Source organism: Streptomyces sp. NPDC052042 (assembly GCF_044548345.1).
Taxonomy (GTDB): domain Bacteria; phylum Actinomycetota; class Actinomycetes; order Streptomycetales; family Streptomycetaceae; genus Streptomyces.
Window position 1 is genome coordinate 76848 of record NZ_JBIUBU010000022.1, and the last position, 24940, is coordinate 101787.

The window sequence follows — 24940 nt, forward strand, 5'->3', positions numbered from 1 at the left end:
CATCCCGTCCCCGTAAAACGCCCCCCGCACAGCGTCCCCGTGCGCCCCGATGCGTCACATCTGGAGTGTGTCCGTGTCCGCGACCCCCGCGTCCACCGCCGCGACCGACAGCCCGTCCGGCTCAGGTTCCGGCTTCCATATACCCAAGGTCCCGTTCTGGGCCCAGATCGTCGCCGGTCTCGTCCTCGGCGTCGTCCTCGGGTGGATCGCCCGCAGCTACGACGTCGGCTGGCTCTACACCACGCTCGACAAGGTCGGCCACCTCTTCGTCCAGCTGCTGAAGCTGGCCGTCGCACCGCTCGTCTTCTTCGCGATCCTGGTGTCGATCACCAACCTGCGCAAGGTCAACAACGCCGCCCGGCTGGCCACCCGCACCCTGCTCTGGTTCATGATCACCTCACTGATCGCGGTCGGCATCGGCCTCGCGATCGGTCTGCTCACCGACCCGGGCGCCGGCACCGGCCTCACGCCGAAGGACGGCAAGCTTCCGCAGCACTCGGGCTCCTGGCTCGACTTCCTCACCGGCATCGTCCCGAGCGACGTGATCACCCCGTTCACCGAGCTGAACGTGCTCCAGATCGTGTTCATGGCCGCCGTCGCCGGCATCGCCGCGCTCAAGCTCGGTGAGCGGGCCCAGCCGATCCTCACCTTCAGCGAGTCCTTCCTGGAACTCCTCCAGAAGGCTCTGTGGTGGGTCATCCGGCTCGCCCCGCTCGGCACCGTCGGCCTCATCGGCTACGCGATCGCCGACTACGGCTGGGACCTGATCGGCAAGTACGCGACGTTCACCGCCGATGTCTACATCGGCTGCGCCCTGGTGCTGTTCGGGGTGTACCCGCTGCTGCTCGCCACGGTCGCCAAGCTCAGCCCGATCCAGTTCTTCAAGGGCGCCTGGCCGGCGATCCAGCTGGCCTTCGTCTCCCGCTCCTCGGTCGGCACCATGCCGGTCACCCAGAAGGTCACCGAACGCCTCGGCGTCCCGAAGGAGTACGCCTCCTTCTCGGTCCCGTTCGGCGCGACCACCAAGATGGACGGCTGCGCCGCGATCTACCCCGCGCTCGCGGCGATCTTCATCGCGCAGATCTTCGACGTGCAGCTGAACGTCGGTGACTACGTCCTGATCGCGTTCGTCTCGGTGATCGGTTCGGCGGCCACCGCCGGTCTCACCGGCGCGACGGTCATGCTGACCCTGACGCTGTCGACGCTGGGCCTCCCGCTGGAGGGCGTCGGTCTGCTCATGGCGATCGACCCGATCCTGGACATGATGCGGACGGCCACGAACGTCGCCGGTCAGGCGCTGGTCCCGGTGATCGTCTCGGCGCGCGAGAAGATCCTCGACCACGAGGCGTACGCCACGGCCTCGTCCTCCCCGGTCGACGACTCCGACGACTCCCAGGTGCGTGACGCCGAGCCGCAGGGCGTACCGGTCGCCGCGTAGCCGACGGCCGTACCCCGTGTGTGGGCCTCTCCTCCGACCGGGGGAGGGGCCCACGGCGCGTTCGGACGCGAGCGCGGCACGGTCCGGGCGGTGCGTGGTCCGGGCGGTGCGGGGTCCGGCGCAGCGGGCCCGGCCGACGGCGCGGCCCGGTCGGTGCACACGGGCGCGGTACGGCCGGTCGGCGGGAGCGGCGGTCGGGGCCGCTGGAAGACCACCTCGGGGTTGCCCGCGGCGGCGCCGTCCAGGAGCGGCCAACTGCCGTGGGCGATGGGCCGGGGGACGCCGAGGAGGCGGGCCGTCAGCCGGCTTGGGGCCCCAGGACCCACTTTGGGCCCTGGGCTGGGCCCGGTGGGTCTACTGCGCAACCAAGACGTCCGGCACGCTTGCCTTCGTTCCACCGGATCGACACCACCCCCACGTCCGGATTCCGACTCGGAGGAGACCGCGCATGCGCACGCGTTCGATTCGTATCGCCCTACTGGGACTGGTGGCCCTGGTCGCCAGCCTGCTCACCGCCACCCCCGCCGCAGCGGCCCCCAACTTCAAGGCACCGTTCCCCTGCGGCCAGACCTGGACCTACGGCCACCACTCGGCGGAGGTCAGACAGGCCCTCGACTTCGTACGCACCGACGGCGGTGCCACGGCCGGCACCCCCGTCCTCGCCTCGTCCGGCGGGACCGCACACCGCTACTCCCAGCCCAGCGGGGCGGGCAACTACATCGTCATCGACCACGGTGGCGGCTGGCAGACCTACTACTTCCACCTCTCCGCGTACTCCGTGGCCAACGGGGCCTCCGTGTCGCAGGGGCAGCAGATCGGCGTCACCGGTTCCACCGGCAACAGCAGTGGCGCCCACATCCACTACGAGCAGCTCTACAACGGCGTCGGGCAGGCCATCGCGATCAACGGGAAGTCCCTGGCCCCGTACCCCGGCTCCTACAACAGCAAGTACCTGACCAGTGACAACGGCTGCGGCGGCGGAGGCACCGGCAAGTACTGGGTGGACACCTTCGCCAACGCCACGGGCTACGCGGCCCCCAACACCAACAGCCCGCAGGGCATCCTCAACGCGGGAACGAACTACGTCTACTGCAAGGTGTGGGGCGCCCAGGTCGGGTCCGGCTCCAGCTACAACCACTGGTGGCTGAAGACCGACCTGGACACGGTGTACGCGGGCAAGAACGGACGTGGCGCGTACGTCTCGGCGTACTACCTGTCCCGTTGGGGCAACGACGAAGCCCGCGACAACAACGGCACGGTGATCCCCAACTGTTGAGCCGATAGCCGGTCCGGGGCGGTGTACGACGCATAGGCTGCCGCCCATGCGGGAATCGGCGGACGAAGAGAGCACCAGCTGGTCGGCGACGCGCGCGTGGGCGGAGAAGGAACTCGCCCCCGGCGAACGCGTCCAGCACGTGACACGGCTGCGCGGCGGCTGGAGTGCGCAGATGCGCCGGCTGGACGTCTCCGGCCCGGACGGTGCGCGCGCACTCGTGCTGCGGTCCTTCGTCAAGCCGTTCTACGTACGGTACGCCCCGGGCCTGCTCAACCGGGAGGCGGACGTCCTGCGACTGCTGGCCGAGGGCACCGGTGTTCCGGCGGCGGATCTGGTCGCCGTCGACGCCGCGGCCGAACACTGCGACCACCCCTCGCTGTTGATGACCCTGCTGCCCGGCCGGGTACGGGTGGACGACGCCGGGACCGAGCGCCGTCTCACGCTGCTGGCCCGGCAGTTGACGGCCATCCACGCGGTCCGGGTGACGGACGCGACCCGGCCGCGCGCGTACCAGGCGTGGACCGCGCCGGACCGGGTGCGGGTGCCCGCCGGGACCGGGCGGGCCCGGCTCTGGCGGCGGGCGGTCGACGTCATCCGCCGCGAACCTCCGGCGTACGAACCCTGTTTCCTGCACCGCGACTTCCACCCGGGCAACGTGCTCTTCACCGGCGACGGGGAGGACCTCCGGGTCGGCGGGGTCGTCGACTGGGTCGAGACCTCCTGGGGCCCCGCCGACCTGGACGTCGCCCATTGCTCGACGGCCCTGGCGCTGCTGCACGGCGTGCCGACCGGGATGGCCTTCGCCGAGGAATACACGCGTGCGGGCGGGAAGTCGGCGGACGACGCGGACCACCTCTACTGGCGGCTGCTCGACGCGCTCGCCTATGCGCCGGACGCGGAGAAGCTCGCGGTCCCCTGGCGGGAGCTGGGCCGGACCGACCTCACCCCCGAGGTGCTCACGGCTCGGCTGGAGGACTACGTCGGGCACCTGCTCGATCGATTCGGCTGAGCGACGGGCGCACCGCGCCGCCGCCCCGCCCTGCCCGTGACCCGCCCCGCCTCGTGCCATGGGCGTGCCCGGTCCGCCGCCGCACCGCGCACCGCGCGTACTGCTCCCTCCAGGAAGGCCGCCCGTATGCGCTGGTCGCGGCCGGTGCCACTGCTGTTGGTGACCGCGCTCAAGGGGCGTGGCGGGGCGGTGCGCTGGGCGGCGTACGGCACCACGGTCCTGTTGTGCGGGCTGTGACGGCGCCCGTAACGGGGTGGGTCCGCCGTCTGCCCTGCGGTGAGCCGCCGCGAGGGCGGTGCGCCGGTCGGCCCTGCTCGCCGCACGGCCCTTGTCTGAATGTGCGTCAGGTATGACGATGGCCCCGCACCCACGAAGTGACGATGCGTCAGATTCCTGTGGGTCTACGGGAAGGAGGCCGTTCGGTGCCGATCACCACCACCGGGCCGCTGTCGTACGGAATGCAGCTCCCGATCCAGTCACAGAGCGCGATCTTCGCGGAGGGGTGGGAGGCGGCGGCCACCCCCGACGACCTCGCGGAGATCGCCCGCACCGCCGACCGCACCGGCTTCGCCTACCTGGCGAGCTGCGACCATGTGGCGATCCCGCGCCGGCTCGCCGATGCCATGGGCACCGTCTGGTACGACCCGGTCGCCACCCTCGCCTTTCTCGCCGGGATCACCGAGCGGGTGCTGCTGATGAGTCATGTGGCCGTCGTCGGCCTCCGGCATCCGCTGATCACCGCCAAGCAGTACGCCACCCTGGACCACCTCTGCGGCGGCCGGCTGATCCTCGGGGTCGGGGCGGGGCACGTGGCGGAGGAGTTCCGGGCGCTCGGCGCGGATTTCGACGGGCGGGGCGGGCTCCTCGACGAGACGGTGGACGCGCTGAAGGCGGCGCTGGGCCCCGAGGAGTACCCGGAGTTCGCGGGGGAGCGGTACGCCTTCTCCGGGCTGGGGCAGCTGCCGCGGCCGGCCCAGGAGCGGGTGCCCGTCTGGGTGGGCGGCTCCTCGCCCGCCGCCGTGTGCCGGGCGGCGCTGCGGGGTGACGGCTGGCTGCCGCAGGGCGATCCCCGGGACCGGCTGCCCGCGCAGATCGCCCTGCTGAAGGGGCTGCGCGAGGCCGCCGGGATCGGGGAACCGATCGTCGTCGGGGCGATCACCGAGCCGCTGTACGTCGGCGAGCCGGGGTGGCCCGTCGGGCGTCGCACCCTCACCGGGAAGCCCGAGGCCGTCGCGGAGTCGCTGCGCGCGTACCCGGCCATGGGCGTCCATCAGATCCAGGTCCGGTTCCGCAGCCGGAGCCGTGACGAACTCATCGGCCAGATGGTGGCGTTCGCCGCCGAGGTCGCACCCCTTCTGGACGCGTAGGAGGTACTCGGACATGGGCAAGCTGGACGGGCGGACCGTGCTGATCAGTGGTGCGGCACGCGGGCAGGGCGAGCAGGAGGCGCGGCTCTTCGTCACGGAGGGCGCACGGGTGGTGATCGGCGATGTGCTCAACGAGCAGGGTGAGGCGCTGGCCGGGGAACTCCGTGAGAAGCACGGGGAGGAGGCCGCGCTGTTCGTCCATCTGGACGTGGGCGTCGAGGACGAGTGGCGGGCCGCCGTCGCCGCGGCGAAGGACGCGTACGGGAGGATCGACGGGCTGGTCAACAACGCGGGCATCCTCCGGTTCAACGAACTGGTGAGCACCCCGCTGGAGGAGTTCCAGCAGGTCGTCCAGGTCAACCAGGTGGGGGCGTTCCTCGGGATCAAGAACGTCGTGCCCGAGATCGAGGCCGCGGGTGGCGGGACCGTCGTCAACACCGCCTCGTACACGGGGCTCACCGGCATGGCCTTCGTGGGTGCCTACGCCGCCACCAAGCACGCCGTGCTCGGGCTGACCAGGGTGGCGGCGATGGAACTGGCCGCCAAGAACATACGGGTCAACGCCGTCTGCCCCGGGGTCGTGGACACCGCCATGACCAATCCGGCGGCCCTGGACCCGGACACCGATCCGGAGGAGACCGCGGCGGCAGTGGCCGAGCTGTACCGGAAGCTGGTTCCGCTCGGGCGGATCGGCCGACCGGAGGAAGTGGCGGCCCTGGCGCTCTTCCTGACCTCGGACGACTCCTCGTACATCACCGGTCAGCCGTTCGTCGTCGACGGAGGGTGGCTGGCGGGCGTCAGCCTCTTCTGATCGGGGCCGGGGGACCTCGATGCCGGGTGGATCCGGGTGATCGCCGTTCCGGGCGGGCCCGGAGGACCCTGGTTCCGGGCGGGACCTGAACGGCCAGCGAATCTGACGGAGTGTCAGGTATTGACGCGTGCGATGGGCGGTGGAACAGTCGGGGCATCCCTGATCTGACGGTGTGTCAGAAAAATTCTGGGCGACTGAGGACGGTGAACCACCTTGGAATTCGGGATCTTTGTGCAGGGGTACGTGCCCGCCGATCGGGCCAGGACCGACCCCGAGGCAGAGCACAAGGCGCTGATCGAGGAGACCGAGTACGTCATCCAGGCGGACCAGTCCGGCTTCAAGTACGCCTGGGCCTCCGAGCACCACTTCCTGGAGGAGTACTCGCACCTGTCGGCCAACGACGTGTACCTGGGCTACCTCGCGCACGCCACCGAGCGCATCCACCTCGGCTCCGGCATCTTCAACCCGCTTGCCCCGGTCAACCACCCGGTCAAGGTGGCGGAGAAGGTCGCCATGCTCGACCACCTCTCCGAGGGCCGCTTCGAGTTCGGCTCCGGCCGCGGGGCGGGCAGCCACGAGATCCTGGGGTTCATGCCGGGTGTCACCGATATGAACCACACCAGGGAACTCTGGGAGGAGACCATCGCGGAGTTCCCCAAGATGTGGCTCCAGGACGAGTACGCCGGCTTCCAGGGCAAGCACTGGTCACTGCCGCCGCGCAAGATCCTGCCCAAGCCGTACGGGCGGTCCCATCCGGCGATGTGGTACGCGGCCGGATCGCCGTCCTCGTACGCCATGGCGGGCAGGAAGGGACTCGGCGTGCTGGGCTTCAGCGTGCAGAAGGTCTCCGACATGGAATGGGTCGTCGAGTCCTACAAGACCGCCGTCAAGGAGGCCGAACCCGTCGGGGACTTCGTCAACGACAACGTCATGGTCACCTCCACCGCCATCTGCGCCGATACCCACGCCAAGGCCGTCGAGATCGCGGTGGGCGGCGGGCTCAACTACCTCCAGTCGCTGTTGTTCCGCTACCACGACACGTTCCCCCGGCCGGAGGGCATCCCGGAGTGGCCCGAGCTGCTGCCCGAGTACACCGAGGAGATCATCGAGCTGCTGATCGCCGAGGAGCTGATGATCTGCGGCGATCCGGACGAGGTGCTGCGCCAGTGCAAGCGGTGGGAGCAGGCGGGCGCGGACCAGTTGAGCTTCGGGCTGCCGATCGGGATCAGCCGCGAGGACACGCTGAACTCGATCCGGCTGATCGGCGAACACGTGATCCCGAAGATCGACACGGACCCGGTGCACCGGACCTCGCGCTTCCGGGCCGCGGCCGGCGAGCGCTGAACCGGTTCGGCCGAAGCTGAACCCGCTCGCGAGCGATGAACCAGGCCCGCGAGCGATGAACCCGGCCGGGGCGAGATGAACCCGGCTGGCGAGCGATGACCCGTTTGCCCGGCGGAAGGGCCGGCCCCCGCCCGGCGGCCGAGGGGCTGTTCCCCGGCCGGGTCGGCGGCTGTGCCTCGGCTCCGACCGGGGCCGGCGACTGCCCCCGGCCCCGGTCACGACGGCGGCGTCTTCCCGGACCGCCGCTCCGTGCGGCCGGGGTGCGCACCGCGGCCGTGCGCACCCCGGCCGCACACCCACGTGCCGGGAGGCACCACCTCCCCACGCATCCGTACCTGCGGTTGGACACACGGAAGGAAAGAGACCCGTCATGCTCGACCACCTCATCCGCGGAGCGACCGTCGTGGACGGCACCGGCGGCCCCTCGTACCGCGCCGACGTCGGCATCCGCGACGGTCGCATCGCCGCCGTCGCCGAACCGGGCACCCTCACCGAGGAGGCCGTCACCGACGAGGACGCCACCGGACTCGTCCTCGCCCCCGGCTTCGTCGACCCGCACACCCACTACGACGCCCAGCTCTTCTGGGACCCGTACGCCACCCCGTCGATGAACCACGGCGTCACCACCGTCGTCGGCGGCAACTGCGGATTCACCCTCGCCCCGCTCCACCCGGAGCGCCCCGAGGACGCCGACTACACCCGCCGCATGATGGCGCGGGTGGAGGGCATGGCCCTCAAGGCGCTGGAGGAGGGCGTCGACTGGACCTGGTCCGGCTTCCGCGAGTACCTCGACGCCCTCGAAGGACGGATCGCCGTCAACGCCGGGTTCATGGTCGGCCACTGCGCCCTGCGCAGGCACGTCATGGGCGCCGGCGCGATCGGCGGGCAGCCCACCCCCGAACAGCTCGACGCCATGCTGGCGCTGTTCCACGACGCCATGGACGCCGGGGCGTGGGGGCTGTCCACCACCCAGTCCTCCACCCACTCCGACGGCGACGGCAAGCCGGTCGCCTCCTGGTACGCGCTCCCCGAGGAGCTCCTCGCCCTCGCCCGCGCGGTCGGCCGGCACGAGGGCACCCAGCTCGAAGCGATCGTGGCGGGCTGCCTCGACCGGTTCTCCGACGACGAGATCGACCTCCTCGTCGACATGACCGCCGCCGCCGGACGCCCGCTGAACTGGAACGTCCTCACCATCGACTCCGCCGTGCCGGAACGGGTGCCCCGCCAACTCGTCCCCAGCGAACGCGCCCGCCGGGCCGGGGGCCGGATCGTCGCGCTCACCATGCCGATCCTCACGCCGATGAACATGTCGCTCGGCACCTTCTGCGCCCTCAACCTCATACCCGGCTGGGGCGAGGTCCTGGCGCTGCCCGTCCCCGCGCGCATCGAACGGCTCCGCGACCCCGTCACCCGTGCCGAGATGCTGCGCCGCGCCGACAGCAAGGAGGCGGGCGTCTTCCGCCGCCTCGCCGACTTCGGCCGATACGTCATCGGGGACACCTACAGCGCCGCCAACGAGGGGCTGACCGGCCGGGTCGTCGGTGACATCGCCGCCGAACGCGGTCAGGACCCCTTCCACTGCCTCGTCGAGATCTGCGCCAACGACGAGCTGCGCACCGTGTTGTGGCCGATGCCCACCGACAACGACCCCGCCTCCTGGGAGCTGCGGCGGCGGACCTGGGAGCACGAGGACGTCCTGCTCGGTGGCTCCGACGCGGGCGCCCACCTGGACCGCATGTGCGGTGCCTCGTACACGACCCGCTTCCTCGGCGACTGCCTGCGCCGACGCAGGCTCGTACCCCTGGAACGGGCGGTCAGGATGCTCACCGAGGACCCGGCCCGGCTGTTCGGGCTGCGCGAGCGGGGCCGGATCGAGGAGGGCTTCCACGCCGACCTCGTCCTCTTCGACCCCGAACGCGTCGACGCCGGTCCCGCCACCCTCGTGCACGACCTGCCCGGCGACAGCCCCCGCCTCGACTCCAAGGCCATCGGCATCGTGTCCGTCCGCGTCAACGGGATCGAGACCCTGCGCGACGACGAGGTGACCGGCGCGGTCCCCGGTACGGTGCTCCGCTCCGGCCGGGACACCCGGACGGTGAGCACCGCGTGAGCGGCGAAGGACGCCGGGGGCGACAGGGCCTCTTCATCGGCGGCCGGTGGACCGAGCCGGACCACGGTCACTACGAGGTGGTCAACCCGGCCACCGAGGAGGCCGTCGGCCTCGCCCCCGAGGCGAGCCGGGAGCAGGTGTACGCGGCGGCCGCCGCCGCCCGTGAGGCGCTGGACGGCTGGTCGCGCACCCGCCCCGAGGAACGGGCCGCGATCCTGGACCGGGCCGCTGACCTGATGCTGCGCGACCTCCCCGCCCATGCGGCGCTCGCCCAGGCCGAGAGCGGCGCCACCACGGGCACCGCCCGGGGCATGCAGGTAGCCGTCGGCGCCGCCCGCTTCCGCCGGTACGCCAGAGGTGCCCTGGAGCCGGCCGAGGAGCCCGTCCCGCCGCAGATCAACGAGGCCGGGCCGATGGGCCGGGCGGGCGTCTTCGGGGCGCTCGCGGTCCGCCAGCCGGTGGGCGTCGTCACCTGCGTCACCTCGTACAACAACCCCTGGGCCAATCCGGCGGGGAAGATCGCCCCCGCGCTCGCCATGGGCAACACGGTCGTCGTGAAACCCGCGCCGCAGGACCCGCTGTCGGTCTACCGGATGGCCGAGGCGCTCCAAGCGGCGGGCGTCCCGGCGGGCGTCGTCAACGTCGTCACCGGCTCCGGCCCCGGGACGGGTGAGGCCGCCGTCGACTCGCCCGATGTCGACATGGTCAGCTTCACCGGCTCCACCGCCGTCGGCCGGCGCATCGGCGAGGTCTGCGGGCACGCCATGAAACGGCAGTTGATGGAACTGGGCGGCAAGGGCGCGGCCCTCGTACTGGAGGACGCCGACCTCGACTCCGCCGCGGCGGGCATCGGCACCACCTTCTCCTTCTACAGCGGCCAGATCTGCACGGCCCCGACCCGGGTGCTCGTCCAGCGCCGCGTCCACGACGCGCTGCTCGGCAGGCTCGCCGCGTACGCGAAGCGGCTGACGGTGGGCGATCCGACGGACCGGGGCACGGTCGTCGGCCCGGTCATCTCCGCGGCCCACCGCGACCGCGTCGAGTCGTACCTCGAACTCGGCCGGAAGGAGGGTGCCCGGATCGTCACCGGCGGCGAGCGCCCCGCCGGGCCCGGACTCGACCGCGGTTTCTACGTCGCCCCCACCCTCCTCGCCGACTGCACCAACGACATGCGCGTCGTCCGCGAGGAGATCTTCGGCCCGGTCGTCGTGGTCGTCCCCTTCGACGACGAGGAGGAGGGGATCGCGCTCGCCAATGACAGCGACTACGGACTGATCGACTACGTCTGGTCCTCGGACGTGGCCCGGGCCTTCCGGATCGCCCGCCGGCTGCGCGCCGGAGGGGTCGGTGTGAACACGGTCGGGCGGAACATGGAGGCCCCGTTCGGAGGGTTCAAGAAGAGCGGAGTGGGCCGCGACGTCGGCTCGTACGCCCTGCACGCGTACAGCGAACTCCAGGCGATCGTCTGGCCCGGCTGAGCCCGCGCAGCCCCCGTGGGTGTCCGCTGAGCGGACACTCACGGGAAATTTTTTATCTACACAAAACGGACAGGACTGCGGTTCCCGTATATCGCCGCAAGTTGAGTCGACCTTGGTATTGGAAGGCGGTATGGCGCGTTTGCCTTCGAAAGAGGTTGAGTTCGTCTGCCCGTAACCGAAAATTCAAGGACGAGGAGGTGGTGTCTCGCACCCTGGATGTGGATATCGCAGGGCTTAACGTCCCTTCCATGACACAGCTGGACGTGCGGACGTCGGCCGGAGAAGCGGTACGGGATGCCGCCCCGGCCGACGGCGGTGTGCGCGGTGACGGGGTACGTGGCAAGGGTCTCGGCGGGAACTCCGTCGGTCTGATGGGCAGCGCCGTCATCGGCGTCTCCACCGTCGCCCCCGTCTACTGCCTCACCTCCACCCTCGGTTCCACCGCGGGCGAGGTCGGCCTGCAGATGCCGGCCGTCTTCCTGGCCGGGTTCCTGCCGATGCTGCTCGTCGCCTTCGCGTACCGCGAGCTGAACAAGGCGGTGCCCGACTGCGGCACCTCCTTCACCTGGACGGTGAAGGCGTTCGGCCCGCGCGTCGGCTGGATGTGCGGCTGGGGCCTGGTGATCGCGACGATCATCGTCCTGTCGAACCTGGCGGGCGTCGCGACCTCGTACTTCTGGCTCCTCGCGGGCGAGATCACGGGCAACTCCTCGATCGCCGCCCTGGACGGCAACAAGCCCGTCCACATCATCACCTGCCTGACCCTGATCGCGGTCGCCACGGCGATCAGCTACCGGGGCATGACTGCCACCAAGGGTGTCCAGTACGCGCTGGTGGGCCTCCAACTCGTCGTCCTCGCGGTGTTCGTGGTGATGGCGGTGCGCAAGGCGGGCAGTGGGGAGTTCGCCACCTCGCTGGACTTCTCCTGGTCCTGGCTGAACCCGTTCGCGGTGCAGTCCTTCGCGGCGTTCACGGCGGGCCTGTCGCTGTCGATCTTCATGTTCTGGGGGTGGGACACCTGTCTGACCGCCAACGAGGAGACCATCGGCAGCGAGAAGACCCCTGGACGCGCCGCCCTCATCGCGATGGTCGTGCTGGTCGGCTCCTACCTGGCGACGGGCGTCGCCGCCCAGATGGCCGTCGGTTCCGGCCGCTCCGGCCTGGGCCTGGCCAACCCGAACACCTCCGACAACGTCTTCGCCGCGCTCGCCGGGCCGGTGATGGGCCCCGGCCTCGGGGTCCTGCTGTTCGTCGCCGTGCTGGCCTCCGCCGCCGCGAGCCTCCAGACCACCTTCATCCCGGTGGCCCGTACGGTCCTGGCGATGTCCACGTACGAGGCCCTGCCCGCCTCGTACGCCCGCGTCCACCCCCGCTTCCGGACCCCGGGCAGGGCCACCATCACGGCGGGCGTGGCGACCGGCGTCTTCTACACGGTCATGACCCTGGTCAGCGAGCACGTCCTGGTCGACACGATCTACGCGCTCGGCCTCATGATCTGCTTCTACTACGCGCTGACGGCCTTCGCCTGCGCCTGGTACTTCCGCGCCGAACTGACCCGCTCACCCCGCGACCTGGCCTTCAAGGGCCTGTTCCCGGTCGTCGGCGGCATCCTGCTCAGCGCGGTCTTCGTCAAGACCATGTGCGACATGTGGAACCCGGCGTACGGCTCCGGTTCGTCCGTCCTCGGGGTCGGCTCGGTGTTCGTGATCGGTGTCGGACTGCTGGTGCTCGGCCTGGTGCTGATGCTGGTGATGCGGCGCCTCAGCCCGGCGTTCTTCCGCGGCGAGGTGCTGACGAAGGCGACCCCGGCGCTGATCGTGGCGGACTGAGCGCCTTCCGGGCGGCGCGGACCCGTGCGAGGACGGCCCCGCTCAGGGGCCGCCGTCCGAGGTGTCTCACGGGGGTCGCGCGGGGTGCCTCACGGGGTGCTTCACGAGGCGTGCCCGGCGTGCTCGACGACGTCGTCCACGACGTGCTTGTCCAGGGCGGCCCGCACCAGGGCCGCCGCGAGCACCGCGGTCCCGGGCTCGGCCCCGGGCGTCCCGTGCTCGGCCCCTCGCGTCCTGTGCTCGGACGGTCCCTCGCCGTGTTCCGCCTCCTCCGCCAGCCGCGCGAGCCCGGCCGGTGAGGTGGGGAGCCCGAGCCGTTCCGCGCCCTGAAGGGCCTTCGCGTCCACGAACGGCGCCGTCTCCGGCCATACGGCCTGCACCTCGCGCAGGAAGATGTCCGCCCCGGCCGGGCCGATGCCCGGGGTCCGGCGCAGCCCGGCCCGCAGCACGTCCAGATCCCCGTCGGCCTCCGCGCGCAGCCGCCGCAGGTCACCGCCGTAGTCGTCGAGCAGGCGCTGCGCGCCCTCGCCGAGCTGGGTGGCGGTCCGTTCGTCGTAGCGGCGGTAGCCGCCCTCGCCCAGCGCGTCGACCCGCTCCTGCCAGCTCGCGTCCCGCATCCGGTCCGGGGTGCGCAGGCCGTGGGCGAACAGCGCGCGGGCCGCTGCCACCGCCACCGACGCCCGGATGCGGGCGCTCAGCAGGTCGCTGAGCACGAGGAGTTGGTACAGCGGCTGCGGGGTGTCGCGCAGCCGGATGCCGGCCTCCGCCGCGTACGTCGTCCCGTGGCGGTCGAGCAGGGTCGCCACGGTTTCGCGGGCGGTCGGGGTGCCATGAGCGGTCGGGGTGCCATGAGCGGTCGGGGCGTCATGGGCGGTCACGGGGACCCGCCTCCCTCCTCGGCGGCCACCTGCGCCAGGGTGCGCCCGGTGCGGGCGGAGCGGGCCCGGTACGGATCGGGGGTGTCCGGTCCGTCGTGGGTGGCCTGCCCGTCCCTGGCCTTGATCAGCAGCCAGACCTCCTCGCCCGGCACGTCGTGCCCGCTGCCTCCTTTGAAACGGGTCAGGGCGAACTCGCCGTGCAGCTTGGTGCCGTCGAGCCAGAAGGTCGCGTGCCCGTCCTCCAGCGCCTGTTCGAACGGTATGGGGGTGCCCCAGCGGTCGTGGCTGAGCGGGTGGTAGGTGCCCTGGTCCCAGACGATCACCGTGCCGCCGCCGTACCGGCCCTTCGTGATGACCCCCTCGAACGTGCGGTACTCCATCGGATGGTCCTGGGTCGCCACGGCCAGCCGCCGCTCGCGCGGGTTCTCCGACGGGCCGCGCGGCACCGCCCACGACTTCAGTACGCCGCCCACCTCCAGCCGGAAGTCGAAGTGCATGCGTCGCGCCTGGTGGATCTGGACGACGAAACACGGCGCCGAAGCCCCGGGATGCCGGGCCGCTTCGCCGGGCCAGCCAGCTTCGGTGTCCCGTCCCGCTCCGGAGTGTCCGCCGCGGTGGTTCCGGGGCCGTGCGTCGCCCGCGCCGGTCGCGTCCATCCCGACACCTCCTCCGGAAGCCCCCGGTGCCCCTCTTCCACTGTGACCCTCTTGGCGGCGAGGCGCACCGGATATGAAAAGTTAGGGTAGGCACACCTAAATTCCCCTAGGGTGTCCCCATGGATCTCCGGGGTTCGGCGGGAATCGTCCTCGCTTCCGCGCTCGTGCTGGTCGCCCTGTTCACCGCGGTCGTCGTCGGAGCCCTCCTCGTGGCCCGTGACGCCCTGCTCGCGGACTATCCGCCGGCGATCCGGGAGCGGTACGGGAGCCGGAGCGAGCGCGGAAGGCGCGTCGCCGCCGCGGCCGGGCTGCTGAACGCGCTGGTGTTCGTCGCGGTGCCCGTGGGCGGCGTGCTCGCGCTGCGCGACCGGGCGGACGGTCCGCTGGGCTTCTGGCCGCCCTTCGCCCTCGGTGCGTGCTGCTTCCTCGCCCTTGTGATCTTCGACCTGCTGGTCCTGGACTGGTGGCTGTTCTGTCTCGTGCAGCCGCGTCTCATGGTGCTGCCCGGCACCGAAGGCATGCCCGAGTACCGCGACTTCGCGTTCCACGTGCGCGTCCTCGTCCCCCGGCCGGTGCCGTGGCCGCTGCTCGCGATCCCCGGCTACGGGGCGGGCGTGGGGGCGGTCACCTGTCTCGTCGAGGCCATCGCGGGCTGAAGGCCGTCATGCGCCGACGGTGGCGCTCGGTTTCCCGCGTCGCACGGCATACGTTGGGGCCGTCACCGAACCGACCACCACGGAGGTGTCCTTTCCCATGCGGATCGCCACGACGATCTTCCTCACCGATGGGACGATCACGCCGCTCAGGCTCGCCCGTGAGCTCGAACAGCGCGGCTTCTCCGGGCTCTACCTGCCCGAACACACCCACATCCCGGTGAGCAGGGAGACCCCCGCTCCCATGGGCGGCGAACTCCCGCCCGAGTACGGCCGCACCCTGGACCCCTTCGTCGCTCTGGCCCAGGCCGCCGCCATCACGGAACGCCTCTCCCTCGGCACCGGCATCACGCTCGTCGCCCAGCACGACCCGATCGACCTGGCGAAGCGGATCGCCACCCTCGACCACCTCTCCGGGGGCCGTTTCACGCTGGGCGTCGGCTACGGCTGGAACGTCGAGGAGGCGGCCGATCACGGGGTGGAGTGGTCGACCCGCCGCGCGCTCATCCATGACCGCCTGGCCCTGATGCGCACCCTGTGGGCGGACGAACCGGCCGCGTACGAGGGCGAGTTCGGCTCGGTCCGGGCCAGCTTGGCGTATCCCAAGCCGGTCCAGAAGCCGCGCGGACCCGTGAGCGGTCCCCGCACGCTGTTCGGTGGCGCGGCGGGCCCGAAGCTGTTCGCCCACATCGCGGGGTACGCGGACGGCTGGCTCCCGATCGGCGGCCGCGGCCTCACGGAGTCCCTGCCGAAGCTGCGCACCGCCTGGGAGGCGGCCGGCCGCTCCCCGCAACACCTCCAGGTGGTCCCGTACGGGGTGGTCCCGAGCCGGGGGAAGCTGGCGCACTACGCGGACCTGGGCATCGAGGAGGTCGTGCTGCAACTGCCTGCGGCGGAGGAGGTGGAGGTGCTCCGGGCGCTGGACGCGTACGCGGAGTTCCTGTAACGGTCCGTACGGCGTTCCCGGCCGGCCGGGCGCTGGGGCGTCGTCGACTGCGCGAAGCGGCAATGCCTCGTCGGCATGGGGGACTCGTCGGGCAACGGCCCCGCGGGTGTTCCGATTTCTATCTCGCGATAGGCGCGACATCGGTAGCCGGCAGGTCCGGGGTCGGCGGAAATGCTGACGCAGGACCTTTCCGGTGATTCATGTGACCGGCGGCTGGATGGTGCGGTTCCACGACGCCTCGCGCGTGGGCGGCCGTCGTGGCGATGCCTGCCCTCCGGCCCCGGAGCCGCCGTCCCGTATCGGGCGGCGGCCCCGGGGCCGGCCTCGCGTCACAGCATGAGCAGGGCCCGTACGGGGACGGCGGTGCCCGCCAGGGGGCGGACCGCCATCCGCATCAGGGTGAGGGCGTTGTCGTCCCCCGCGATGCGGTTGGCGCTGAGCTCGCCGCAGGACAGGCACTCGTGGATGAGCGCCCATTCCCCGTCCGGGCGGACGGACAGGCTCAGCGCCGCCATCCTGCCCCGGCAGTCCGAGGCCCGGTCGCCCGGAATCCGCCGGTCGACGTGCAGGCTGGTCAGGCAGTGCGGGCAGTGGTTGCGGTGAGCGGTGCCCGGCGCGGTCAGCGGTACGTCGAGCCGGCAGCCGACGCAGCGGAACGCGTCGCCCCGGGTGCCGTCCGGGCCGTGCAGGACGTCCTTGCGGCGTTGCGGGCGGTGATGGGCCGGTCGGCGCGCTCTACGTCGTGGCATGGCGGGACCTCCGTCCTCTCCTCGGTCGCGTCCGGTCGGTCACAGGTCACCGAACGCTTCGAGCGGGAAGGGCGGTTGGGCCAGCGGGCGCACCGCCATCCGCATCAGGATGAGCTGGTTGTCGTCCCCGCAGACCGGGTTGGAGGTCAGCTCGTCGCAGCGGGTGCAGCGGTGGATGACCATCCAGTCGCCGGTGCGCAGCACCGCGATGGAGATCGGGGTCATGCGGCCCCCGCAGTCGGACGGCCCGCCCTCGACGTGGTCGAGGCAGTGCAGCGAGTGCAGGCAGCTGGGGCAGTGGTTGCGGCGGCTGCCGTCCGGGGCGAGCGTGGCGATGGTCAGCCCGCACCACAGGCAGGTGAAGGTGCCGGTTCTCAGGACGGCACCGGCGCCGTGACCGTGCGCGGAGGGCGTGGACGGGGTGGAACGGCTGGAAGACGAGGAAGACGTGGACGAGCGGTGGTGGGGATGCTGGGTGGACACCCGGTGTTTCTCCTTGCCGAAGAGGATGAGCAATGCAGCAGGGAAGGACCGAGTCGCCCTCGCGGGGCATGAAACCGGAGAACCACGACACCTGCACAGCAGGACGTGTCGGCGCACGGAAGCGAAACCGTGTATCGGAGGGATCGCGTACCGGCGTCACCGCGTCTCAGCGGACCTCGTGCCCGAGGCCCTTGTGTCAGCGGGACCTCGTGCAAGAGGCCCTCGTGTCAGTGGGACCGCGTGGCGGTGAGGTGCCGCGGGCGTGCGTGCACGCGCGGGTCCGGTCGCCCCGACGCCTGGGAAGCGCGACGAGGGAGGCTCGGAACCACTGGCCGGGGCATACATCAACTACTTTCCAGGGCAAGCGCCCACAGGTCATCCACGGTCGACACCGTGGCCGGGTCCCGGCACCGTAACAACGCGTCCGGTTCCCGGGCCACCGGTTTTCCGGCGTACCCCACAACGTGCTCCACGGCCCCGGCGCCCGTCCCGTCGGGAACCTGCTCTGCCCCGCCGAGGCCCTGGTCCGGGGCGCGGCGCCCGCTCGTATGCTCGGTCCATGACCGATCCCCAGCGTGGACGCCCGACCACCAACGCCATGCGGCGCGCCCTCAAACGCGCCCGTGACGGCGTCGCCCTCGATGCGACCGAGGCCGCGGTGCTGCTCCAGGCGCGAGGCGACGACCTGACGGATCTCGCCGCTTCGGCGGCCCGGGTGCGCGATGCCGGTCTCGAAGCCGCCGGCCGGCCCGGCGTCATCACGTACTCCCGCAAGGTGTTCATCCCGCTGACCCGGCTCTGCCGTGACAGGTGCCACTACTGCACCTTCGTCACCGTTCCCGGCAAGCTCCGGCGCGACGGCCACGGGATGTTCCTGTCGCCCGACGAGGTGCTGGCCATCGCCCGCGAGGGCGCGGCCCTGGGCTGCAAGGAAGCGCTGTTCACCCTGGGCGACCGGCCCGAGGACCGCTGGCCCGAGGCCCGGGAGTGGCTGGAGGCCGAGGGGTACGACGACACCCTCGCCTACGTGCGTGCCATGGCGATCCGGGTCCTGGAGGAGACCGGGCTCCTCCCGCACCTCAATCCCGGCGTGCTGAGCTGGACCGATCTCCAGCGGCTCAAGCCCGTCGCCCCGTCCATGGGCATGATGCTGGAGACCACGGCCACCCGCCTGTGGTCCGAACCGGGCGGCCCGCACCACGGCTCCCCGGACAAGGAGCCCGCCGTACGGCTGCGCGTCCTGGAGGACGCGGGCCGCTCCAACGTCCCGTTCACCACCGGTGTCCTGATCGGCATCGGCGAGACGTACGAGGAGCGCGCCGACGCCCTCTTCGAGCTCCGCAGGACCGCCCGCGCCTACCACGGCATCCAGGAAGTCATCGTCCAGAACTTCCGCGCCAAGCCGGACACGGCGATGCGCGGCATGCCCGACGCGGAACTGGAGGAACTGGCTGCGGCCATCGCCGTTGCCCGGCACATCCTCGGCCCGTCCGCCCGCATCCAGGCCCCGCCCAACCTGGTCGACGCCGAGTACGCGCTGCTCATCGGCGCGGGCATCGACGACTGGGGCGGTGTCTCCCCGCTCACCCCGGACCACGTCAACCCCGAGCGCCCCTGGCCGCACATCGAAGAACTCGCCGCCAGGACCGCCGAATCGGGCTTCGCGTTGCGCGAACGCCTCACCATCTACCCCGAGTTCATCCGGCGGGGCGAGCCCTGGATCGACCCCCGCATCCTCCCGCACGTCCGCGCCCTCGCCGACCCGGAGACGGGGCTGGCGAAGGAGGGCGCGGTCCCCACCGGCCTGCCCTGGCAGGAACCGGACCAGGAGTTCGGCGCCACCGGCCGCACCGACCTGCACCGCACCATCGACACCGAGGGCCGCACCGGCGACCGCCGCGAGGACTTCGACGTGGTGTACGGGGACTGGGGCGCGCTGCGTGAGGCCGCCGCCCCCGGCATGGTCCCGTCCCGCATCGACACCGACGTGCGCCAGGCCCTCGGCCAGGCCGCCGACGACCCGACGAAGCTCACCGACGACCAGGCGCTCGCCCTGCTCCACGCCGACGGTCCGGCCCTCGACGAGCTGTGCCGGATCGCGGACACCCTGCGCCGGGACACGGTCGGCGACGACGTCACGTACATCGTCACCAGGAACGTCAACTTCACCAACGTCTGCTACACCGGCTGCCGTTTCTGCGCCTTCGCACAGCGGCGCACCGACGCCGACGCGTACACCCTCTCCCTGGGCCAGGTCGCCGACCGGGCCGCGCAGGCGTGGGACGTCGGCGCCGTCGAGGTCTGCATGCAGGGCGGCATCCACCCCGATCTGCCCGGCACCGCGTACTTCGACATCGCCCGCGCGGTGAAGGAACGCGTCCCCGGCATGCATGTGCACGCGTTCTCCCCGATGGAGGTCGTCAACGGGGCCACCCGCACCGGCATGTCGCTGCGCGACTGGCTGCTCGCCGCGAAGGAGGCGGGGCTCGACTCGATCCCCGGCACCGCGGCCGAGATCCTGGACGACGAGGTCCGCTGGGTCCTCACCAAGGGCAAACTGCCCACCGCCACCTGGCTGGAGGTCATCCGCACCGCCCACGAGGTCGGCCTGCGCTCCTCCTCCACGATGATGTACGGACACGTCGACCAGCCGCGCCACTGGCTCGGCCATCTGCGGACCCTGTCCCGACTCCAGCAGGAGACGGGCGGGTTCACCGAGTTCGTCACCCTCCCGTTCATCCACACCAACGCCCCGGTCTACCTGGCGGGCATCGCCCGCCCCGGCCCCACCGACCGCGACAACCGGGCCGTCACCGCCATGGCCCGCCTCCTGCTCCACCCGCACATCACCAACATCCAGACCAGTTGGGTGAAGCTCGGTACGGAGGGCGCCGCGGAGATGCTGCGCTCGGGCGCCAACGACCTGGGCGGCACGCTGATGGAGGAGACCATCTCCCGAATGGCCGGGTCGGGTTACGGCTCGTACCGGTCGATCAGGGACCTGGTCGCCATCGCCGAACTGGCCGGGCGGCCGGCCCAGCCGCGCACCACGTTGTACGGGGAGGTGCCGGAGGAACGGGTGGCGGCAGCCGCCGCGTCCGACGGGCACCTCCCGGAGCTGCTGCCCGTGCTGCCGGACTGAGCCGAGCGTCCGGGGCGGGGCCGCATGCCCAGGCGTACGCCTCGGTCCGCGCACGCCTGCCGGACCGGACTGAGCCGAGCGTCTGCCGGGCCGAGGCGTACGCCTGCCGGGCCGAGGCGGGTACGGCCCGGACCAGGGCGGGCGCCCGCGGCCCGCTCCGGTGGACCGTTCCTCAGCCCTGGAGGGCCCGGGCCAGGGCCTGCCGCAGCCGGTCGGCCCCGGGCAGCCCGCTCGGGACCGTGCCGTCCGGGCCCGAGCCGTTCGGAGCCCGGTACAACCGGCACGCGAGGCCCGGTGCGCGGCCCGGCTCGGCGAACGGGTCGCGGCCGTCGATCAGGAAGGTGGGGGAACCGGTGAACGCGGTGGCCTCGGCCTCCGCCCGGTCCCTGATCACCCGCGTGGAGAAGCCGGTGTCGTGCAGGCCCATGTCGTCGAGTACCCGACGCAACAACTCGGCCGCGGGTCCGGTGTGCGGGCAGTCCGGTACGACCAGGATCTCGATGTCCATGCCTTCAGCGCCTTCAGCGTCCATGTTCTCAGCGTCCATGCCTTCAGCATCGCGCATGCTTCACCGGGCCGTCCGGGACGCTCCACCGGGCCGTACGGGACCACGGGCCGATGATCAGCGGTGCTCGTCCGGCTTCGGCCGGGGCGGCGGAACGCATGGATGGACTCTACGGTGTGCCGGGCCGGTCAAAAGCGACCTGGGGGACGTCCGTCCACATGCCCATGCGTACCCAGGTCGGCCCCCCTCTGCCGGCCGTTCCCGTTCTATTACAGTGCTGCGGGCAGTCGCAGGCGGGCGGCCCGACAGGGAGGGGCACTGTGAGCACAGGGACCACGGCTGTCTGGGGCCGTACCGAGCAGCAGGACTTCCGCAGCCGGGTCCGTGGCGCGTTGTTGGGTGGGGCCATCGGGGACGCGCTGGGAGCCGGGGTCCACGGGCTCACGCTCGAAGAGATCCGGGCCGCGCACGGCGCCGACGCCCTCACCGACTTCGTGCCCACACACGGCGGACGCGGCACTGTCACCGCCGTCACCCAGCTCAGCCTGTTCACCGTCGACGGGCTGATACGCGCCCAGGTCCGGCGCGACACCGGAGCCTGGCACCCGCCCACCGACGTGCACCGGGCCCATCTGCGGTGGGCGGCCACCCAGCGGGACTGGGGGCCCGACGAGCGGCGCGAGGACAACGGCTGGCTCGCTCTGGAGGAGTGGCTTTACGCCCGGCGCGATCCCGCTCGCACCTGCCTCATCGGCCTGGGCGACACCACCATGGGTACGCTCGACCAGCCCAAGAACCCCACCGCGCGGGATTCGGCGGCGCTCACCCGGTCCGCACCGTTCGGGCTGCTCGTCGGCTGGGACCCCGAGCTCGTCCTCCAGCTGGCCGTCGAATGCGCCGCCCATACCCACGGCCATCCCGCCGCCCTGCTCTCCGCGGGCGGCATCGCCGTCATCATGCACGGACTGACCCGGGGCGAGACCCTGGACGGCTCCGTCCAGCGGGCTCTGGCGCTGATCGCGGAGCGCCCGGGGCACGAACCCGTCACCGAGGCGTTGCAGCAGGCCCTCGGCACCGTGCGCCAGGGCATACCGGGGCCGGCCCTGATCGAGTCGCTGGGCACCACGGACGCCGCCGAGGAGGTGCTCGCCGTCGCCGTGTACTGCGCCCTGGTCAGCGAGGACATGCGGCACGGGCTGCGGCTGGCCGTCAACCACGGCGGGTCTTCGGCGGCCACGGGGTCCCTGTGCGGGGCGCTGCTGGGCGCCCTGCACGGCGAGACCGCGCTGCCGCCGGCCTGGCTCGCCGAGCTGGAAGGACGGCCCACCATTCTGGAGCTGGCCGACGACTTCGCGATGGAGACGACCCAGGGGCCGTCCCTGCACAGCCCGGCCGCCTCCGCGCGCGGCTGGCTGACCCGCTACCCCCGCGCGTGATCCGCTGCCCGCGTGCGTGAACCGTTGTCCGGGCGGGGAACCCGAGACCTTGCCGCCGTGGCGCGGGTGCCCCGATCTCGGGCAGTGAGCCCTCTCGGCCAGGACGGCGAACCAGTCGAGAGGGCTACCGGCAGTACCGGAACCGATGCTGCGACACGGGCTCCGGACGGCATCGATCAGACGTTGGCGGCATCCGTACCGATATTACGTACGAAGGTGTTCCACGCGGCGGGAACGAAGTTGATCGAAGGGCCCTCGGGAGCCTTCGAATCGCGTACCGCGATGGCTTGCGTGAAAGGCGACCTGACTTCGACACAGGCGCCGTTGCCCCCGGAATACGAGGACTTCGTCCACTGGTCCGTAGCACCCTGGAGAATAGCCATGTTCACTCCGGTTTCAGATTCAGAGAGTTGTGCGAAGGACACCAACAACGCTTTCTGTTGGTGTGATCGACGCTACTCGTCAAGAACCCGGAGCGAAGGGGGAGTTCACTCGACCTGGTGGTATGTATCAGCCAGGTCTTCCCCTGCGGGGTGGCGGCAGTGTACCTTGTCGCCGCCACCCCGGGAAATCGCCTCAATGTCAGCATTATGGACTTTTTGGGACGCGAGTCACAGGCCGGTGCGCTGGGCGTATCCCTTCGCGATCTCGCCGATGAAAGTGCGGCTCTGTTCCACATTCAGTGACTGTGCCCGCAGGTGTTCGTACATCACGCTGTACCGCTGGACGTCGTGCGCCTTCTCCAGGTACAGATCGCTGGTGACGCCCTCGATATAGACGACGCTGGAATCGGCGGCGTCCGGGAATTCCAGAATGGCGTACTGCCCGTTGATGCCGGGGTGGGCTCCCATGTCGAACGGCAGTACCTGCACGGTGACATGGGGCAGGCGCGACAGTTCGACGAGCTGTTCCAGCTGCTCGATCATCACCTGCTTGCCGCCGACCACGCGCCGCAGCGCGGCCTCGTCGATGACCGCCCACAGCCGCAGGGGCTGTTCCGGAGCGGTGATCCGGTCCTGGCGGCGGGCCCGGACGGTGACGCGCTTCTCGATGTCGCTCGGCGGGGCCTCGGGCAGCGCCCCGTTGATCAACGCCCCGGCGTAGGCGCGGGTCTGCAACAGGCCCGGCACGACCTGGGGTTCGTATACGCGCAGCGACTCGGCGTCGGTCTCCAGGCCGATGTAGACGCTGTACGGGATGTCGCCGAAGGCATGCCACCAGCCCTGCTGGCGGGAATCCTTGGCCATCTGCATGAGGGATTCGACGATCCGGTGGTCCTCGACCTCGTACACGCCGCAGAGGTCGCGTACGTCGCGCTGGCTGATGGAGCGTCGGCCGTTCTCCAGACGACTGATCTTCGACTGGGAGACCAGCAGACGTTCGGCCACCCCCTCGGCCGTCATGCCCTTGAGTTCGCGCAGTCGGCGCAATTCCTGACCCAACCGGCGTCGCCTGACGGTGGGATTGACGTGGGACGGCACGGAAACAGCACCTCCGGCTATGTCGCTGTGCGTAGTAGCTGTGCGTATCTACTGCTGAGCAGACTGCCACCCGTGGCAGGGGGTGCGCTGGGAAATGGACACACATGAGTGCGCGGGGCAGCCGTGGTTGACGGCTGCCCCGCGCATGGTGCGGCTCCCGGACCGGTATTTGCGGACTACGGTGCTGCGGTGGTCGGTTGTGGGGGTTCGTGGTGCGTGGTGGTCCGGTGGTGCTGGATTCGACGTGATGTGGTCGTACGGTGGTTCGGGTCGTGCGGTGACTGGAATTGTGCGGCGAATCCGAGTTCGTGCGGTGATTCGAGGTAATGCCGGGGTGTGATGTGTCGACGTGGTGCGTGGTCGACGGTCCGACGTGGTGCGGTGGTTGGCGCGAAGTGGTGCCGTGTGCGGCGGTGGTGCGGTGCGAGGGCCGGATGCGGCCCTAGCGGGCCGCCGTATGCGCCATGCGACCGCGGCGCGACTGCGTCTGCGATTGCTGTCGCAATTGCATTCCGCCCGTCTGGGCGCGGCGCGGTTGTGCGACCGCGCCGTTCTGGACGTCCATCACGGCGTGCGCCACGAGTCCGCCCATCGGGTCGTGCCTGATCAGGTCCCGGAGCCGGGAGCGCGATGAACGCCCCTCGTTCCCGGGGTACAGGTGCTTGCCCAGTCCGACCGCGTGGGCCAGTGCGGCAAGCGCCGCGGTCCGCGGGTCCGGCGGTACGCCGGTGCGGATCGCGCTGTCCAGCCTGGTTCTGATGTCCCGGCTGATCGCGGTGTCCGTCGCCTGGTAGCGAGTAGTCGGCAGTACCCCGCACATCTGGCCCGCCACGGCTTGCACCATGCCGCACCGCTCCAGATGAGCGAGATAGATCTGACGGAGCCCCAGTCGGGGCCCGCCGATCCAGTGGACCGCCCGGACCGCGCTGCCGCGTCGGCGCAGCAGCTCCAGTGCGGAGTCCAGAGTCGGATCTCCTGTCGGCCGTGGCATCACCACGGCGATACGATCCCCGTCAGGGGCTATCCGTCCTGCCAGAGCCAGCTCCACTAGCTGAGCTCCGGCGAGGCCGAGGTCGAGCGACTGCGGCTGCGCTGTGGTACCCGTGGCCGGGTCCAGAGCGAGCAACAGAAGCTCCTCCGGAATTGTTCTGCGGCTCCTGCCCATCCATGCCTCCCCGCGTGGATGAATGACAGGGTGACCCCTCTCACATTGGTCTGTCGAGGGTGCCTGGTTGCTTTGTATGGGAACCAGTAGGTATGTCGTTCTCGTCTTGCAGCCGAGGCCGGTGGTTCACACAGGACACTGGTAGATGGTTCGGACAACGCGGGAATCACCCGCGGCGTATGGA

The 24940-nt window shown here is 71.1% G+C and carries 21 protein-coding genes; 13 read left to right on the forward strand and 8 right to left on the reverse strand.

Translation table 11 applies throughout. The features are described 5' to 3' along the window. The first annotated feature begins 73 nt into the window (after positions 1 to 73). The 9 genes from ACIHCL_RS28790 to ACIHCL_RS28830 all read left to right on the forward strand — a co-directional run bounded on the left by ACIHCL_RS28790 (position 74) and on the right by ACIHCL_RS28830 (position 12662). On the forward strand, positions 74 to 1438 hold the full coding sequence (locus tag ACIHCL_RS28790) for a dicarboxylate/amino acid:cation symporter (protein ID WP_399866355.1): 1365 nt from the start codon (positions 74 to 76) through the stop codon (positions 1436 to 1438). Between the two features lie 448 nt (positions 1439 to 1886). Then, positions 1887 to 2714: a M23 family metallopeptidase gene (locus ACIHCL_RS28795; protein ID WP_399866357.1), complete on the forward strand. Its 828-nt coding sequence runs from the start codon at positions 1887 to 1889 to the stop codon at positions 2712 to 2714. A 46-nt stretch (positions 2715 to 2760) separates the two neighbouring features. Beyond that, positions 2761 to 3723 carry a phosphotransferase family protein gene (locus tag ACIHCL_RS28800; RefSeq protein WP_399866360.1) on the forward strand — a complete coding sequence of 321 codons (963 nt, stop codon included), beginning with the start codon at positions 2761 to 2763 and terminating at the stop codon, positions 3721 to 3723. 458 nt (positions 3724 to 4181) lie between these two features. Further along, positions 4182 to 5090, forward strand: coding sequence for a TIGR03619 family F420-dependent LLM class oxidoreductase (locus ACIHCL_RS28805; protein WP_399866446.1), 909 nt, complete (start codon positions 4182 to 4184; stop codon positions 5088 to 5090). Positions 5091 to 5103: 13 nt separating this feature from the next. Further along, positions 5104 to 5901, forward strand: coding sequence for an SDR family NAD(P)-dependent oxidoreductase (locus tag ACIHCL_RS28810; protein ID WP_399866362.1), 798 nt, complete (start codon positions 5104 to 5106; stop codon positions 5899 to 5901). 213 nt (positions 5902 to 6114) lie between these two features. Then, positions 6115 to 7245, forward strand: coding sequence for an LLM class flavin-dependent oxidoreductase (locus ACIHCL_RS28815; RefSeq protein WP_399866363.1), 1131 nt, complete (start codon positions 6115 to 6117; stop codon positions 7243 to 7245). 370 nt (positions 7246 to 7615) lie between these two features. Further along, positions 7616 to 9355 carry an amidohydrolase family protein gene (locus ACIHCL_RS28820; protein ID WP_399866366.1) on the forward strand — a complete coding sequence of 580 codons (1740 nt, stop codon included), beginning with the start codon at positions 7616 to 7618 and terminating at the stop codon, positions 9353 to 9355. Continuing rightward, on the forward strand, positions 9352 to 10833 hold the full coding sequence (locus ACIHCL_RS28825) for an aldehyde dehydrogenase family protein (RefSeq protein WP_399866370.1): 1482 nt from the start codon (positions 9352 to 9354) through the stop codon (positions 10831 to 10833). The genes ACIHCL_RS28820 and ACIHCL_RS28825 overlap by 4 nt, the downstream gene beginning before the upstream one ends. 248 nt (positions 10834 to 11081) lie before the next feature. Then, on the forward strand, positions 11082 to 12662 hold the full coding sequence (locus tag ACIHCL_RS28830; protein ID WP_399866371.1) for an APC family permease: 1581 nt from the start codon (positions 11082 to 11084) through the stop codon (positions 12660 to 12662). 101 nt (positions 12663 to 12763) lie between these two features. Here the strand turns inward: ACIHCL_RS28830 and ACIHCL_RS28835 are convergent, their stop codons facing one another. Together ACIHCL_RS28835 and ACIHCL_RS28840 are read right to left on the reverse strand one after the other, a co-directional pair. After that, positions 12764 to 13468, reverse strand: a complete 705-nt coding sequence (locus ACIHCL_RS28835) for an endonuclease (RefSeq protein WP_399866448.1) — start codon at positions 13466 to 13468, stop codon at positions 12764 to 12766. A gap of 68 nt (positions 13469 to 13536) precedes the next feature. Beyond that, positions 13537 to 14196 carry a DNA polymerase ligase N-terminal domain-containing protein gene (locus ACIHCL_RS28840; protein ID WP_399866373.1) on the reverse strand — a complete coding sequence of 220 codons (660 nt, stop codon included), beginning with the start codon at positions 14194 to 14196 and terminating at the stop codon, positions 13537 to 13539. Positions 14197 to 14315: 119 nt separating this feature from the next. Here ACIHCL_RS28840 and ACIHCL_RS28845 point away from each other — a divergent pair, with 119 nt between their 5' ends. Together ACIHCL_RS28845 and ACIHCL_RS28850 are read left to right on the forward strand one after the other, a co-directional pair. After that, positions 14316 to 14852, forward strand: a complete 537-nt coding sequence (locus ACIHCL_RS28845) for a hypothetical protein (RefSeq protein ID WP_399866376.1) — start codon at positions 14316 to 14318, stop codon at positions 14850 to 14852. 97 nt (positions 14853 to 14949) lie between these two features. Then, a complete protein-coding gene (locus tag ACIHCL_RS28850; protein WP_399866379.1) occupies positions 14950 to 15795 on the forward strand; it encodes an LLM class F420-dependent oxidoreductase in 846 nt (281 codons plus the stop codon). A gap of 329 nt (positions 15796 to 16124) precedes the next feature. Here the strand turns inward: ACIHCL_RS28850 and ACIHCL_RS28855 are convergent, their stop codons facing one another. Both ACIHCL_RS28855 and ACIHCL_RS28860 read right to left on the reverse strand, forming a co-directional pair. Continuing rightward, on the reverse strand, positions 16125 to 16544 hold the full coding sequence (locus ACIHCL_RS28855) for an RNHCP domain-containing protein (RefSeq protein WP_399866381.1): 420 nt from the start codon (positions 16542 to 16544) through the stop codon (positions 16125 to 16127). A 39-nt stretch (positions 16545 to 16583) separates the two neighbouring features. Then, entirely contained in the window at positions 16584 to 17027 is a 444-nt protein-coding gene (locus ACIHCL_RS28860; RefSeq protein WP_399866382.1) for an RNHCP domain-containing protein, read from the reverse strand. A gap of 559 nt (positions 17028 to 17586) precedes the next feature. Between ACIHCL_RS28860 and ACIHCL_RS28865 the strand changes: the two genes are divergently transcribed. After that, positions 17587 to 20169 carry a bifunctional FO biosynthesis protein CofGH gene (locus tag ACIHCL_RS28865; RefSeq protein ID WP_399866384.1) on the forward strand — a complete coding sequence of 861 codons (2583 nt, stop codon included), beginning with the start codon at positions 17587 to 17589 and terminating at the stop codon, positions 20167 to 20169. 172 nt (positions 20170 to 20341) lie between these two features. Here ACIHCL_RS28865 and ACIHCL_RS28870 read toward each other — a convergent pair whose 3' ends face one another. After that, the gene (locus ACIHCL_RS28870) at positions 20342 to 20716 is read right to left on the reverse strand and encodes a hypothetical protein (protein ID WP_399866385.1); all 375 of its coding nucleotides are present in this window, start codon (positions 20714 to 20716) and stop codon (positions 20342 to 20344) included. A 278-nt stretch (positions 20717 to 20994) separates the two neighbouring features. On the opposite strand from ACIHCL_RS28870, the gene ACIHCL_RS28875 reads away from it, so the two are divergent. Continuing rightward, positions 20995 to 22110 (forward strand): ADP-ribosylglycohydrolase family protein, encoded by a 1116-nt coding sequence (locus ACIHCL_RS28875; protein ID WP_399866387.1) that lies wholly within the window; start codon positions 20995 to 20997, stop codon positions 22108 to 22110. Positions 22111 to 22286: 176 nt separating this feature from the next. On the opposite strand, the gene ACIHCL_RS28880 is transcribed toward ACIHCL_RS28875, so the two are convergent. The 3 genes from ACIHCL_RS28880 to ACIHCL_RS28890 all read right to left on the reverse strand — a co-directional run bounded on the left by ACIHCL_RS28880 (position 22287) and on the right by ACIHCL_RS28890 (position 24756). Then, entirely contained in the window at positions 22287 to 22493 is a 207-nt protein-coding gene (locus ACIHCL_RS28880; protein WP_399866389.1) for a DUF397 domain-containing protein, read from the reverse strand. A 228-nt stretch (positions 22494 to 22721) separates the two neighbouring features. Beyond that, complete coding sequence (locus ACIHCL_RS28885; RefSeq protein ID WP_399866391.1) at positions 22722 to 23591, reverse strand: helix-turn-helix domain-containing protein; 870 nt, start codon at positions 23589 to 23591, stop codon at positions 22722 to 22724. Between the two features lie 442 nt (positions 23592 to 24033). Beyond that, a complete protein-coding gene (locus ACIHCL_RS28890) occupies positions 24034 to 24756 on the reverse strand; it encodes a GPP34 family phosphoprotein (protein ID WP_399866393.1) in 723 nt (240 codons plus the stop codon). Positions 24757 to 24940 lie beyond the last annotated feature (184 nt).

What these genes read in the sequence shown, in the direction of transcription:
- ACIHCL_RS28820 (WP_399866366.1), top strand. Translation starts at nt 7,616, where the DNA reads ATGCTCGACCACCTCATCCGCGGAGCGACCGTCGTGGACGGCACCGGC.
- ACIHCL_RS28810 (WP_399866362.1), top strand. Translation starts at nt 5,104, where the DNA reads ATGGGCAAGCTGGACGGGCGGACCGTGCTGATCAGTGGTGCGGCACGC.
- ACIHCL_RS28870 (WP_399866385.1), bottom strand. Translation starts at nt 20,716, where the DNA reads ATGGACGCTGAGAACATGGACGCTGAAGGCGCTGAAGGCATGGACATC.
- ACIHCL_RS28855 (WP_399866381.1), bottom strand. Translation starts at nt 16,544, where the DNA reads ATGCCACGACGTAGAGCGCGCCGACCGGCCCATCACCGCCCGCAACGC.
- ACIHCL_RS28800 (WP_399866360.1), top strand. Translation starts at nt 2,761, where the DNA reads ATGCGGGAATCGGCGGACGAAGAGAGCACCAGCTGGTCGGCGACGCGC.
- ACIHCL_RS28795 (WP_399866357.1), top strand. Translation starts at nt 1,887, where the DNA reads ATGCGCACGCGTTCGATTCGTATCGCCCTACTGGGACTGGTGGCCCTG.
- ACIHCL_RS28830 (WP_399866371.1), top strand. Translation starts at nt 11,082, where the DNA reads ATGACACAGCTGGACGTGCGGACGTCGGCCGGAGAAGCGGTACGGGAT.
- ACIHCL_RS28840 (WP_399866373.1), bottom strand. Translation starts at nt 14,196, where the DNA reads ATGGACGCGACCGGCGCGGGCGACGCACGGCCCCGGAACCACCGCGGC.
- ACIHCL_RS28890 (WP_399866393.1), bottom strand. Translation starts at nt 24,756, where the DNA reads ATGGGCAGGAGCCGCAGAACAATTCCGGAGGAGCTTCTGTTGCTCGCT.
- ACIHCL_RS28805 (WP_399866446.1), top strand. Translation starts at nt 4,182, where the DNA reads ATGCAGCTCCCGATCCAGTCACAGAGCGCGATCTTCGCGGAGGGGTGG.
- ACIHCL_RS28850 (WP_399866379.1), top strand. Translation starts at nt 14,950, where the DNA reads ATGCGGATCGCCACGACGATCTTCCTCACCGATGGGACGATCACGCCG.
- ACIHCL_RS28845 (WP_399866376.1), top strand. Translation starts at nt 14,316, where the DNA reads ATGGATCTCCGGGGTTCGGCGGGAATCGTCCTCGCTTCCGCGCTCGTG.
- ACIHCL_RS28880 (WP_399866389.1), bottom strand. Translation starts at nt 22,493, where the DNA reads ATGGCTATTCTCCAGGGTGCTACGGACCAGTGGACGAAGTCCTCGTAT.
- ACIHCL_RS28865 (WP_399866384.1), top strand. Translation starts at nt 17,587, where the DNA reads ATGACCGATCCCCAGCGTGGACGCCCGACCACCAACGCCATGCGGCGC.